Genomic DNA, 13,267 nt, shown 5'->3' on the forward strand with positions numbered 1-13,267 from the left:
GCCATTCAGGCGTAGCCCTGTGCCGCCAGCTTGGCGGCGCTGTCGCGGGTGTCGCGGTCGGGATCCTGCGACACCACTTCCAACACCGGGTACTCGTCGTATCCAATTTCCTTGAGGACGGCGGGGACGCTCGCGAAGGGCACATCGCCAAGGCCCACGGCATCGTGCTTGTATACTTTCTGGTTGGTGTCTGAGAAATGGACCAACTGCAGCCGGTCCTTCACCTTACGCAGTCCTTCCGCCGGTGCTTCGTCGATGAAATGACCGTTGGCAACGTCGTAGATGATGCCGATGTCGTCATTGCCGTACTGGTCGAGGATCGCCACCATCGAATCCGCGTCGGGCAGGAAGGCGAACGGCATGTTCTCCAGCAGTAGCGTGACGCCGTTTTTTTCAGCCACCGGCACCAACCGGTCCAGCGCCTCGAAGAAGCATCCGTGCAGAAATTCCTTCGACGCTGGGAAGAGCGGGTTCGCCTTGCCGGGCCCGATCACCATCTTGGGCACACCCAGTTCGCCCGAGACCTCGATGAAGTTCTCCAGTAGCGCGAGCGAGTAGTCGCGCATCTCCTTCGCCGCGCCAGCGATATTAAGGTCGATGTTGGGCATGTTTGACGAGACGAACTTGACGCCTGTCTGGCTCTGCACCTTTGCCAGGTCCTTTCGCTGAGCCGTGCTTCCGCTGCCATACCACAGATGGTTCGGGAACATCATCAGTTCGAAGCCGGGATAGCCCTGGTCGGCGAGATGGCGCACCGCGTCGGCGGCGGTGTGGGAAAAGATGTAGGAATAGAGGTTGATGGCAAAGATGCCTTCGGGTTTGTTGGTCACGTGGAAGCCTTCCTTGAATTCGAACCTATAAGTGACACCCAGTCGGCGGTGCTCAGGCCTTTTTGAAGTCGCGCCAGGTCTTGCTCGGCGCGTAACCGAGTTTCTTGCGCGCATGGTCGATGCCGAACACGGCTGCGGTCGGATTGGACTTGTAGAGTTCGGCGTTGCGCACCTCCGGCACTTCGCCGAAACGCTCCTTGAGGAGTTCGAGCGTTGGCCTGGTATTCATGCCGTCCTCCGCAGCGATGAAGAACACGTCGTAAGAGCCATCCTCGATTTCCAACGCGAGTCGGAAGCCCTCTGCAACGTCTTCGGGCGCCACATAGCCCCACAGATGATAGTTCTGAACGTCGCTGCCGCGATCCGCGATCTCGGGATATTCCGGCTCGAAGACAATATGGGCGGGGCGGATGACGAGGATCTCGAGCTTGCCTCGATCGGCGAAGGACCTGGCCACCACCTCGGTCACAACCTTCGAGAGCGAGTATGGCTCAATCGCCCGCAGTGGATGGGTCTCGTCTACAGGCAAGAACTGCGGCGACCAGCCGGGAGGATTGTAGTGAAGCCCCGTGGTGGAATCGCTGGAGCAAACGATGACGCGCTTGACGCCTGCATCCTCGGCCGCTTGCAGCACGGCCCAGGTGCCGGTGGTGTTGACCCCGAAGCACTTTTCCGGGCTAGAGGTGCGCGGATTGGGAATGGCGGCAAGATGGACGATCGCGTCCTTGTCGGCGAATACGCGCTTCAGCGCCTCGTAGTCGGTAATGCTGACATTCTCGTGGGCGACGTCGTCGCGCGCCGGCGGTGCGACGTCGATGACGGTCAGCTTCGCCTGCGGCGCGAGCAGTTCGACGACATGGCGGCCCAACCGCCCACTGCCTCCCGTCACCACTATGTTCTCGTAACGCATGCTTCTCCCTTTCGACATGGCCAGTCGCGTCAAAGCGCGATCCACCGACCTTCTTCGTTGGATTGGTAGACGGCTTCGACGATCTCCACGTTGCGCAGATATTCGCGGCCGGTATTCTCCACCGGCGTTCCATCGCGCAGATGGGCGATCACATGCGCCTGCAGCGCATGGACGCAGTCGCCAGCGTAGCCGCGATCGGTCCATGAGAAGACGTGCTCGCGTTCCGCGCCGCCCTTGCTGCGTAGGAAGAGCCGACCGGCGCCGTCGAGGCGGATCGAGCCTTCGGACCCTTCGACCAGCAGGATGCCCATGGTCAGCCGGGGGTTCTCGGCCTCAAAGTCGGCGAGACGATTTCCGTCGAGCACGCCGGCGGCCCCATTGACGAAGCCGAATGTCAGTATCCCAGCGTCCTCGCCTTTGATGGCGGGGTTGAGACGCTGCAGCCTGGCGAACACGCCGCTCATCTCGCCCATCAGAAAGCGGAACACGTCGATCATGTGAACACCGGTCTCGTGGACGAGGAAGCGCGGCATCTTCTGGAAATAGGGCTGGCGATCGAGATAGGCGTGCGGCCCCTGGCCGTCGCCGGGCCGCATGCGGAAGCTGATATTGTAAGGTTCACCGATGGCACCGGCGCGCAGCAACTTCGCCATCTCGCGGTTCCAAGGCTTGAAGCGCCAGTTCTCGTGCGCAATCAGAAGCGCGCCCGCCACCTCGGCGGCCTCGACCATCGCATGCGCTTCTTCTAGTGACGGTGCGAGCGGCTTCTGGCAGATCATTGGGATGTTGCGCGCGGCGGCAAGCTCGACCAGCGCGGTGTGGCTTTCAGGCGTCGTGATGATGTCGACGAGGTCGGGGCGGGTGCGATCAAGCATCTCGACGGGATCCGTAAAGATCTCGGGGACGCTGTACTGGGTCGCGAATTCCTGTGCTCTCTCGCGATTGGAATTGACGCACAGGCCGACGAGTTCGACGCTCTCTATACGGTTCCACGCGTCATAGTGATAATGGCTGAAGAAGCCGGTGCCGAACGCGGCGACCCTGACCTTCGACATGAGTGCCTCCTCCTGGCTCCTGTGGACATGCGGTCTTTGGTGAAGGCACCGGGGACAATGTCGCGTCCGAAGACGCGGGCCGCCTCACACTTATGGTAATACGCCATTATGAAATAGCGTTTCTCAATGTAGTATGTCAACGTAGTTTTACCGTTCTGATAGCGATAGAGAGAACGCAAGCTGGAAAATGCCAGTTTCAACACCCATAAGTGCAGGAACCTGCAGGAGCGTGTCACGGACAGCGCGCGCGGATCCGAGGTCCATGACGTGAAATACATGCAAACCGGCGATGTGATCATCGGCCTTGCCCCGTAGCGACTTCTCTGCACTCGGCAGCGCCGAAGCGCCATTATCGGCGCGAAAGGCCTCCCAGGCCAAAAACCCTGGCACTTTGCTGGCTGCCTTTCGCTGTGCGGCGAAGGACTGGGCGCGCTCTTCATCAACTGTTCTACGGAGTGCGTGCGTCACCACGAATCCGCCCCGCGCGGTGCCGTGCCGGCTCTCGAGGGCGCACACGGTGCGTGAATTGTTGCGGATCATCTGCTGGCACTTCAGGCTCCACGCGGTTGGTGCGTTGACCCGCGCGAGGTAGGGCTCGGACGTCAGCACCTCGGGCCCCGACGTTTCGTAGTGTATGAACAGATGGCGGTCTGCCTCGACCGCATGGTAGCGCCGGACTCCTTGAAAGCCCTCTATGCCCATGCGTTCCGCATGGTGCTCACCATTATACCAAGCCAACATCTCGTCTCTTTGCTCTTCCGGCATGTCGTGCCATATGATCAGAGCCCCGCGCACACCTGTGTTCATTTCGTCACCTATATCATTCATAATATCAGAACTGCCCAGTCTCAATTATTTTGCATTATGAATTGACATTTCATATTCTCGCAACATAAGTTTGGTCAACAACCAAATTGCAATGCCTATCGTGATCGCATGATAGACAGGGAGCGAGATCGTAAAGTGAGCCAGCGCGAGCAGCCGACCACCGTACCCATGCTTATTGACGGCGCATGGCGCGAAGCGGACACGCTTCTCGACGTGCGCGACCCCTATCGCGGCGATATCGTGTCGCGCGCTCCCGAATCGACCCGCGTCGATCTCGACGATGCGCTCAATGCCGCTGTTCGCGCCAAGAAAGTGATGGCTGCCATGCCCGGCTTCGAGCGGGCCACCGTGCTGCGCCGTGCGATCGCACTGTTGCTGGAGCGAGCCGACATGATCGCCGACATCATGTCACGCGAGACAGGCAAGGCGATCAAGGACTCGCGCAACGAGATCATTCGCTCCCAGGACACGCTGTCCCTATCGGCTGAGGAGGCCATCCGCATTGAAGGTGAACACGTGCCGCTCGATGGAACAGCCATGGGTGCCGGCAAGATTGCCTTCTTATTGCGCTTTCCCATAGGTGTCGTCGCCGGCATAACGCCCTTCAACGCACCCTTCAATCTCGCCGCTCATAAGATCGCCCCGGCACTGGCCGCAGGCAATTCGATCGTTATTAAGCCGCCGCCGCAAGCGCCGCGCACTGTGCATGAACTCGTTCGCCTGTTCGTCGATGCAGGCGCGCCCGCCGGTTCAGTCAATTCGCTCTACGGCAACGAAATCGGGCAGCTTCTGGTGCGCGACCCAAGGGTGGATTTCATCACCTTCACCGGCTCAACTCGCGTCGGCGCCGAAATAAAGGCTGCAAGCGGGCTTCGCCGCGTGGCACTCGAACTCGGTGGCACGGGTCAGACCATCATTTGCGAAGATGGAGATCTTGAAACCGCCGCGCCGCTTGTCGCGCGCAACGCGATGCGCCTTGCCGGCCAAAGTTGTATCTCGGTGCAGAACGTGTATGTGCACTCCTCGGTCATCGAGACCTTCAGCAAGAGCGTCGCCGAAGAGGTCGGCAAACTGAAATTCGGTGATCCGCTCGATCCCGACACCGATGTAGGCACTCTTATCGACGAAGCTGCCGCGCGCCGTGTGGAAAGCTGGGTTGAGGAAGCGGTCTCACAGGGTGCGAGGTTGATGGCCGGCGGCGGTCGCACTGGCGCACAACTCGAGCCTACCGTGCTGTCGGGCGTGAAGCCGGATATGAAAGTCGTCTGCCAGGAGGTGTTTGGCCCCGTGGTTTCGTTGCAGGCTTTCGACGACGTTGAGAAGGTCTTCGACACGATTAGCGACAGCCCTTTCGGCCTCCAGTGTGGCATCTTTACGGCCCGGCTCGAACTAGCAGTGCGGGCGGTCAAGCGGCTCCGCACCGGTGGCGTCATTCTTAACGGTACCTCGACATGGCGCACCGACCAACTGGCATATGGCGGAGTCAAGGATAGCGGCATTGGTCGCGAGGGGCCGCGTTACGCCATTCGCGACATGACCGAGGAACGGCTGGTGCTGTTCAATATGTAAGGCCGGCACCGTTGGGCAATTGCGGTCGGGAGATTGGGTGGCCGTAATTGGAGAACAACAATACCTGTCAAAAGTGGAGGATACGCAACATGAAAGCACAAATTGCTAGTTTCGTAATGGCGGCCGCCTTGGTCGTAAGTGGTGCCGCACAGGCGCAGGATTTTCCAAGCAAGCCCATCGAGGTCTCTATCTGGGCTGCGGCCGGTGGTGGAACCGATGTCACAAATCGTCTGCTCGCTGAAGCGATGCAGAAGCATCTGGACACGCGGATCAATGCGGTCAACCGCACAGGCGGCGGCGGCGGGGTGGCAATGACACATGTCTGGAATCAGGATCACGATGGCCATAGTTGGCTCGGTGCCTCCGAGGCCATGCAAGTGGTCAAGGTAATGGGCTACCACGACACTGGCACGCCGGACTGGCGTTGGTACATGGTGGGTGGTTGGCCGGGGGTGATCTCCGTGCCTGAGAATTCGCCCTATAAGTCTTTCCAGGACATGGTCGATGCATCGAAAGAGAATCCCGGCAGCGTGCGCATTTCGCACTGCCCGCTCGGCTGCGTTTGGCACATGAAGGCGTTGGCGTCCGGGCAAGCGGCCGACATCGAATTTACATACGTGCCCTATGACGGCAGCGCACCGGCCCACATTGCCGCCATGAGCGGCGAAGTAGACGCGGTCGTGAGTGGCATCGGCGAGCAAGCTGAGTTCATTCGCGCTGGGCGACTGCGGCCAATCGCAATGACCGAAATGGAGCCGTTCGACTTCCCCGAGATCGGCCAGATCGAGGCTGTCGGCGCCGACTATCCGAAAGTTCAAGAGATACCAACCCGCCAGTGGCTCGGTATGGCCATCCCGAAAGACACGCCCGAGGAAGCCGTCGCGATCATCGACGAAGCATTCGAAGCTGCGATTCAGGATCCGTCGATCCAAGAGTTCGCGCAAGAGCGGCTAATGGTGATCTCGGGTCTCTATGGCGAGGAGGCAGAAGCTGAGCTGCAGAAAATGGAGAACGCGATGAGCTGGGCGTTGTTCGATCTTGGCATTGCCACCACGTCGCCAGACCAACTTGGCATTGCAAAGCCCTGATGATTGAGACAACGGCGGTGGCCACAAGCGGCCGCCGCCGTTCAAGTACTTCAAGGGGATGCCATTAGCAGGACGGGAGGAAATCGATGCTGCCCGAAAGAGCACGGCGAAAGGCCGACATCGTCTTTTCGAGTTTCATGATCGTCTTCGGACTGGTCATGCTGTATTCTGCCAGCCAAATGCCCTGGTCGAGCGCACGCACCGGCGGTGGATCGCAATGGTACCTGTCGCCCGGCCTTTATCCCGCAATTCTGGGCACGCTTCTCGTCATATTCAGCGCCCGGGTTTTGATGACAGCCTGGAGGGAAGTCGGTCCCTCGGACATCGCCACGATGTTTATCGGCTGGGTTCGCGCCTTGCCGCGCAATCGCGGCGTCCAGAACGTTATCTTTATGATGGTTTTAGTCGGTGTTTACATCTTCTTTGGAATCGGTTCAGGCGATTTCCGTCTAGTCAGCGCGGTCTTTCTTTTCTTATTCATAGCCGCGTTTTGGTGGCCTGATTCGGGAAAGCAATTGCCCTTGAAGATCGCGTCCACCGCTGTCATCGCCGCGGTCGTGCCCACTCTAATGGCCTACATTTTCACCACACACCTGTTCGTGCCGATGCCCTGAGGGGCAACCAGCCGCGAGACGCGACATGCTTCAATCCTTCTTTGTCCAACTCGTCGAAATCGCAACGCCGATCAACATGCTGGTAATGGTATCAGCAACGGCGCTTGGTATCATCTTCGGTGCATTGCCGGGCCTCACCGCAACGCTTGCCGTGGCGTTGCTCAGCACGCTGACTTTCGGCTTCTCAACCGAACTCGCCATGGTCGCTCTGATCGGCGCCTATGTAGGTGCAATCTACGGTCCCGCGCATTCGTCTATTCTGCTCGGAATTCCTGGTTCGGCGGCCGGCGCGGCCACGGCCATCGACGGTCACATCCTCGCTAAGCAGGGCAAGAGCGGCCAGGCCATCGCCACCGCTACGCTCGCAAGCGTGATAGGCACAATCTTCGGCATCATAGCCATGGTTCTGTTGTCGCCGTTCCTCGTTGAGCTCGCGCTCAATTTTACCTCCATCGAGTTCTTCTTGTTGGCGCTGTTCGGCGTGCTGATTTGTGGATCGTTGACTGCGCCAGACATGCCCGTAAAAGGCTGGATCGCGGGCATCTTCGGGCTCATGCTCGCCGGCATTGGCATCGAAACCATCCAGGGTTTCCAGCGCTTCACCTTTGGCAATCCAAACCTTGCCGGCGGCATCGACGTCGTTCCGGTCATTCTTGGTGGCTTCGCTCTTCCGCAGGTCTTCCGCGTCCTGCGCGACCGCGAGATGAAGCAGACGATCGTCACGAATATCGGCAGTTTGATGCCGGACTGGCTCGCAATTTGGCGCAACAAGTTCGGTGTAATGCGATCCGGCGCGATCGGCGTTGGCGTCGGCGTCATTCCCGGCGTGGGCGAGGACATCGCTGCCTGGGCCTCCTACGACGCGGCCCGCAAGCTCGATCCTAAACCGGAATCCTTCGGTACTGGCAACATCCGGGGCGTTGTCGCTTCTGAGACGGCAAACAATGCCTGTATAGGCGGCGCCATCATCCCCGTCTTGACACTCGGGGTGCCTGGCTCGCCACCTGCGGCCATGCTACTCGGCGCTTTGAATTTGCACGGCGTCCGGCCCGGCCCCATGCTGTCCTTCGAGTTTCCAAACTTCATTCCGCAAATGGCGGCGATGCTGGCTTGGGCCTCGCTGACCGTCCTCGTGCTTGGCCTCCTAATGGTGCGCATTTCGGTTCAGGTGCTGCGCATTCCCACAGCCATCCTCATGCCGGTGGTCGCCTTCCTTGCCGTTCTGGGCTCGTATTCACTCGGCCTGAATATGTTCAACATTTATATGATGTTCTTTTTCGGGGTTGTGGTCTATTTGCTCGAGGAGATCGGCTACCCGATCGCTCCGGTCGTAATCGGCCTACTGCTGGGTAACATGGCCGATGTCAGCCTACGCCGTGCGCTCTTAGCATCGGGTGGGAGCGTAGAGCCATTCTTTACCCGCCCGCTGGCGATCCTTTTCCTAGCACTAATCATCATCTCGCTAAGCTTCCAGAGCACCTTCGTGCGCAACCTGTTCTCACGCACTTTCCGGCGCAGGGCAAAAGTTTGAGGTGCTTGCGATGAGCGGGTTCAACGGAAATCCGCGAGCAGGCGCCGACATTCCGATCGAGCCTGCCTACGACGTCGTCGTGGTCGGAGGAGGGGCTGCGGGATTGACGGCAGCGGCCTGCGCTGCGGTCGACGGGCTGAATGTACTTCTGGTGGACAAGGCGGAGCGGATCGGGGGAACTACCGCAATCTCGGGTGGGATGGTGTGGGCGCCGGCAAACAGGTTTGCAGAAGAAGCCGGCATGCGCGATTCGCTTGAGGCCGCCACACGCTATCTTCACGCGACCGTGCCTGATGGTGCCGACGATCCGCTGCTCGCCACCTTTGTCCATTCGGCTGGCCCAGCGATCGATTTTCTGCGCGCACACATAGGACTCGAATTGCAGCCGGTGCTGCGATATCCGGACTACTATCAGGCCGCAGCCGGCGCCACGCTGGGGGGGCGTGTGCTCGAAGCCCGGCCATTCGACATCAGGCAGCTCGGCCGCCATCGAGATCTTCTTGCCCCTCCATTACCGGAGATGACTCTCTTCGGAGGCATGATGGTCGACCGCGCAGACCTTCCTGCCTTCCGTAAACCCCTTTCCTCTTGGCGCAACATGGTCAGGATCGCAAGTCTCGGTGCCCGGCACCTTCTTGATCGCCTGACGATCGGGCGTGGCGGGCGGCTGGTGCTGGGAAACGCGCTGGTGGCGAGGCTGCTCGATCGCTGCCTCGCGGCTGGCGTGACAATCTCCACGTCGACTAATCTTATCGGTATCGTGACGGAAGGCGCGCGCGTCACCGACGTTGAACTTGAACGCCGGGGGCACCGCCTGATCATCAATGCGCGCCGTGGAGTGATCCTTTCTGGGGGGGGCTTTTCCCATGACCCGGCGATGCGCGCGCATTACCTGCCAGTAGAGGCCGGCATTGCATCGGCGGCCCAACCTGTGGACGCGGGAGATACAATTCGAGCCGCGCTTTCGGCTGGCGGCCGCATGAGGTCGATGATGGGCGACAATGCGCTCTGGGTACCTTTATCTCGCTTTACGCGAAGGGATGGGTCGGCGGCGCGGTTTCCCCACACTGTCACTGATCGAGGCAAACCCGGCGTCATCGCTGTCACCTCTGAGGGTAAGCGCTTCGTCAATGAGGCGATGAACTATCATCATTTCTGTCAGGCACTTCTGGCGGTCACGCCAAAGGGGCAGAAGGCGCGCGCGTTTCTGATCTGCGATCGAAACTTCCTAAGACGATATGGTCTTGGCGCCGCAAAGCCATTCGGCATCGGACGTCGCTCGATGCTTGCCAACGGCTATCTTGTTGAAGCGCAGTCGATTAGCGAACTTGCTCGCAAGCTTTCGATTGATCCGCACCAACTCGCGGTAACCGTGGCGCGGACTAATGCTGATGCCGTTCTCGGCGAGGATACGATCTTTGGTCGCGGCAGCGACGAATACCAGCGCCACTTCGGGGACCCGGATTGCAAGCCTAATCCATGCCTGGCGCCGATCGCTAGCGGACCCTTCTACGGCATTGAGGTCGTGATTTCGGATCTTGGTACCGCCGCTGGTCTAGATGTCGACAATGATGGTCGAGTACTTCGTCACGGCGGACAGACATTTGCTAATCTTCATGCTTGTGGAAACGACATGCGCTCGGTAATGGGTGGAGCCTATCCCGGCCCGGGCATTACACTCGGTCCCGCTCTGGTGTTCGCTTGGCGTGCAGCAAGGGCCCTTTCCGGCGAAAGGTAGTAGATCAACCCGTTGCTACATTGCGATACGCAAATGGCGCAGAGCTCCCATACCCGATCAATCATTGCGTGCAGTGCGAGAATGAATATATTGCGGCGCAACAGTAGGAGCCGCTATGAACCGTCATCTCGCACGCACCATCGATAACATCTTTACGATTTTCGGCTCCATTGAGTCGGCACGACGTCTCCGCTCTAACTATATCGTCCTTTCGCGCGGCACTGTCGGGGCTGACGAAACGGCGACAAGTCGCGCGCTGAGCGAGGCTGTGCGTCGCTCGAAGCTTGGCAGATAAATGTCCGCTATAGTGGACCAACCAGGTAACAACGGCGTTCGAAGGACCGCTTTGCATCGATCCCGACTATCGAGGACCTGATGGAGGCCACTCAGGCGTGCTAGACCCCTGTTCAGCAGAACGCAAGCGTCTTCCGTTCGATCCGACTTAATATCTTGGAGTCCGTGCCGAAACTGCTCATGAGTTCGTGCGATGCGCCTGACGAGGATCATGATGGCTGCGGTGTAGAGGAAAGCCGTCGCTGATCCGATGGTGGCCTCCGCGTCCTTCCAAAGTCTTTGGTTTCGGCTGATCCAGGCGAAGAAACGTTTGCCCCCCACATGGCGCTGATTAGCAGGACAAATAGGTAACTCCCCGTCAAAAATGAGCGAAATTAGATAATTATTTCAATCACATAAGGGTTCGCATCTTTTTTACTCCCGGCGCGCCATTTCGGTCCCTTGCGGCGCCGGGCACCCGGACGAACGCTACCTCCTCCAGACAGTCTTCTTCCAGCCAGGCATGGGATGCGACGAATTGCGTTTCGGCGCGGCGGTGTCGGGCGCTTATGCCGATCGCATGGCAACCAGTTTGAGGAGGTTCTTCAAGAGCATTGCCCGGGTCAGCGCCCCCACCGATCCATGCGGCGGCGTCAGCCATGCCGCCCGCCTTTGGACGCATGGAGCAATGTCGGACAGGATCTCGCCCGACTCGGAACGGTGTATGCCTACCCCCACCACGGCCGCGCCCGGGCGCACCATATGTTCCCGGACCAGATCCTTGACCCCGGTGGCGGAAATCACGACATCCGCCCGGACGGTTATCTGGTCGAGATCGGTGCTTCTGCTGTGGGCCAAGGTGACGGTCGCATCGACGCCCTTGATCGACAGCAACATCGCGAGCGGCCGTCCGACCAGTGCGCCGCGTCCGATGATGACCACGTTTCGGCCCGCCAGTGGCACGTCGTGGTGCTGAAGCAACGCCAGCACGCCAGCTGGCGTGCACGGCAGGATGGAGGGTTCCCCGCCCAGCAGCTTGCCCAGATTCTCGGGGTGAAGCCCGTCTATGTCCTTCGATGGATCGACGCGGGCGATGAACCGGCTGTCGTCGAGATGCGGCGGCAGCGGAAGCTGGACAAGGAAACCGTGCACGGAGGGATCCGCGTTCAGCCTGTCGATATGGTGGGCCAGTTCCTTGCCGGATACCGCGCCGGGCAGGCGGACTTCGCGGGACGCGATGCCGAGCTCATGGCAATCGGCGTGTTTGCGAGCGATGTAGGCCTCGCTCGCGGGGTCGTTGCCGACCAGGACCGTCGCCAGGGATGGCGTGATGCCGCTCCGGCGCATCCGAAGAATTTCGGCGGCAAGTCTCGCGCGAATGTTTCGCGCGAGACCATCGCCATCGAGGATGATGGGCTGCATGCCCAGAGACTATTTCAGGCCGATCGTCGGGTCGATGAACCGGTTCGTCACGACCATATCGGGCGCGACGTTTTCATCGGCACGCTCGTCCAGCCAGGGCTTCACGGTTTCGAACATGGTTTCGACGCGCTCCATGTCGAAATCGCCGACCGCATTGCTGGTGCCGTTGCCCATGATCCCGCGTTCCTTCATCGTCGACCAGGCGAATTCCAGCTTGCCCATCGATGTCTTCCACCACGAGGTCGCATGGCCTTCTTCGTTGAACTGGTGGATCACCTCGAACACCTCGGCGGGATCATCCATGTAGTCGACGATGGCCTGCTGGATGATGGGAACGAGCTTTTCCAGGCAAGGCTCGAGCTCGTCCATGCGGCCGGTCGCCACCGAGAGCATGCCGGTGTAGTTGGGATAACCCAGTTCGCCCACCGTGACGGCGTCGATGGGCTTGGCCCAGTTGTTGCCCGTGGAGAATGAATAAGGCTCGCTCGTCACGAAACCCTGATTGAGCCACGTGCCGTTATTGGTGACGAAATTCTCGCCGTCACCCCGGTAGCCCTCGACGAACACGTCCGCGGGCACGCCCGACTGGACCAGGAACAGGCCGAAGGTGCGCTGGATCGAGGAGACGTAGATCTTGCCCTGGTCGGATTCCGCGAACGCCTTGAGGTCGTCGATCGAATGGAACCCGTCAGGATAGGTTTCGCGATCCCACCACAGGCCCTGCGGGGCCACGTCGAGCGGGGAGATGACGCCGACGACGGGGAAACGCTTGGAGAAGATGAAGGCGTTGTCGAGTTCCTGATAGCCCAGATGCGGCATCACGCCGGCCTTGGAATTGCCCATGTAGAGCGCGGAATAGGCGGTCTCCCCGTCGCCCAGGCCGATGCCTCCGCCACCTTCGAGAATGGTGAGGTCGATGCCGGTCGAGCCGAGCGGTCCCGTGTACTTGCCGCTCTCCATCGTGCCGCCGGCGCCGATCATCTGGTAGAGCGCGCCGTGTTCGGCCTGTGCCAGCCAGTCCTTCTGGATGATGAAGGGGCTCGGGCAGACATCGCCGAGCGGCGTGGTGTAGGCCTGCGCGGCGAAGGCGCCCGGTTCCTGGGCGAGTGCGGTTGCCGGCAGGATTGCTGCGGCAACGGCCGTCATGGCTGTGGCCGTCAAGGTGGTTTTCAAGGTCTTCATTGGTAGTTCCCCTTTGTTGTCATGAAGTTGTGGGTGGCCTGTCTTTCCTTTCCGCCGCAGGGGCGGAAAGCTGTCGAGCTCAATTCTCCTTTCCGCCGGATTCGTGCCATTCGGAGAAGAGTTTGTGTCCGAGCCATGTGAATGCGACGTAGACGCAGACGGACATGAGGGTTGCGACGATGAGGGCTGCGTACATCTGCTCGTATTTGAAATCGATCTTTGAGTTG

Annotated in this window: 11 protein-coding genes; 5 read left to right on the forward strand and 6 right to left on the reverse strand. The window is 60.0% G+C overall.

Going from position 1 to position 13,267, the window contains the following annotated elements; translation table 11 throughout:
* Positions 1 to 5 precede the first annotated feature (5 nt).
* The 4 genes from GRZ55_RS21600 to GRZ55_RS21615 all read right to left on the reverse strand — a co-directional run bounded on the left by GRZ55_RS21600 (position 6) and on the right by GRZ55_RS21615 (position 3,602).
* Positions 6 to 830 (reverse strand): sugar phosphate isomerase/epimerase family protein, encoded by an 825-nt coding sequence (locus GRZ55_RS21600; RefSeq protein ID WP_169289020.1) that lies wholly within the window; start codon positions 828 to 830, stop codon positions 6 to 8.
* Positions 831 to 882: 52 nt separating this feature from the next.
* A complete protein-coding gene (locus GRZ55_RS21605; RefSeq protein ID WP_169289021.1) occupies positions 883 to 1,740 on the reverse strand; it encodes an NAD(P)-dependent oxidoreductase in 858 nt (285 codons plus the stop codon).
* A 29-nt stretch (positions 1,741 to 1,769) separates the two neighbouring features.
* The gene (locus GRZ55_RS21610; protein ID WP_169289022.1) at positions 1,770 to 2,795 is read right to left on the reverse strand and encodes a Gfo/Idh/MocA family protein; all 1,026 of its coding nucleotides are present in this window, start codon (positions 2,793 to 2,795) and stop codon (positions 1,770 to 1,772) included.
* A 147-nt stretch (positions 2,796 to 2,942) separates the two neighbouring features.
* Positions 2,943 to 3,602: a hypothetical protein gene (locus GRZ55_RS21615; protein WP_169289023.1), complete on the reverse strand. Its 660-nt coding sequence runs from the start codon at positions 3,600 to 3,602 to the stop codon at positions 2,943 to 2,945.
* Positions 3,603 to 3,758: 156 nt separating this feature from the next.
* Here GRZ55_RS21615 and GRZ55_RS21620 point away from each other — a divergent pair, with 156 nt between their 5' ends.
* The 5 genes from GRZ55_RS21620 to GRZ55_RS21640 all read left to right on the forward strand — a co-directional run bounded on the left by GRZ55_RS21620 (position 3,759) and on the right by GRZ55_RS21640 (position 10,163).
* Entirely contained in the window at positions 3,759 to 5,192 is a 1,434-nt protein-coding gene (locus GRZ55_RS21620) for an aldehyde dehydrogenase family protein (RefSeq protein ID WP_210257472.1), read from the forward strand.
* Positions 5,193 to 5,281: 89 nt separating this feature from the next.
* Positions 5,282 to 6,280, forward strand: coding sequence for a tripartite tricarboxylate transporter substrate binding protein (locus tag GRZ55_RS21625; protein ID WP_169289024.1), 999 nt, complete (start codon positions 5,282 to 5,284; stop codon positions 6,278 to 6,280).
* Between the two features lie 86 nt (positions 6,281 to 6,366).
* The gene (locus tag GRZ55_RS21630) at positions 6,367 to 6,894 is read left to right on the forward strand and encodes a hypothetical protein (protein ID WP_169289025.1); all 528 of its coding nucleotides are present in this window, start codon (positions 6,367 to 6,369) and stop codon (positions 6,892 to 6,894) included.
* Positions 6,895 to 6,919: 25 nt separating this feature from the next.
* Complete coding sequence (locus GRZ55_RS21635; RefSeq protein ID WP_169289026.1) at positions 6,920 to 8,425, forward strand: tripartite tricarboxylate transporter permease; 1,506 nt, start codon at positions 6,920 to 6,922, stop codon at positions 8,423 to 8,425.
* Between the two features lie 10 nt (positions 8,426 to 8,435).
* Positions 8,436 to 10,163 carry an FAD-dependent oxidoreductase gene (locus GRZ55_RS21640; protein WP_169289027.1) on the forward strand — a complete coding sequence of 576 codons (1,728 nt, stop codon included), beginning with the start codon at positions 8,436 to 8,438 and terminating at the stop codon, positions 10,161 to 10,163.
* Positions 10,164 to 11,003: 840 nt separating this feature from the next.
* On the opposite strand, the gene GRZ55_RS21645 is transcribed toward GRZ55_RS21640, so the two are convergent.
* The gene (locus GRZ55_RS21645) at positions 11,004 to 11,858 is read right to left on the reverse strand and encodes a bifunctional 5,10-methylenetetrahydrofolate dehydrogenase/5,10-methenyltetrahydrofolate cyclohydrolase (RefSeq protein WP_169289028.1); all 855 of its coding nucleotides are present in this window, start codon (positions 11,856 to 11,858) and stop codon (positions 11,004 to 11,006) included.
* 9 nt (positions 11,859 to 11,867) lie between these two features.
* On the reverse strand, positions 11,868 to 13,040 hold the full coding sequence (locus GRZ55_RS21650) for a hypothetical protein (protein ID WP_169289029.1): 1,173 nt from the start codon (positions 13,038 to 13,040) through the stop codon (positions 11,868 to 11,870).
* Positions 13,041 to 13,267: the final 227 nt, after the last annotated feature.

Source organism: Chelativorans sp. ZYF759, from assembly GCF_012911015.1.
In the GTDB taxonomy this organism is placed as follows: Bacteria; Pseudomonadota; Alphaproteobacteria; order Rhizobiales; family Rhizobiaceae; genus ZYF759.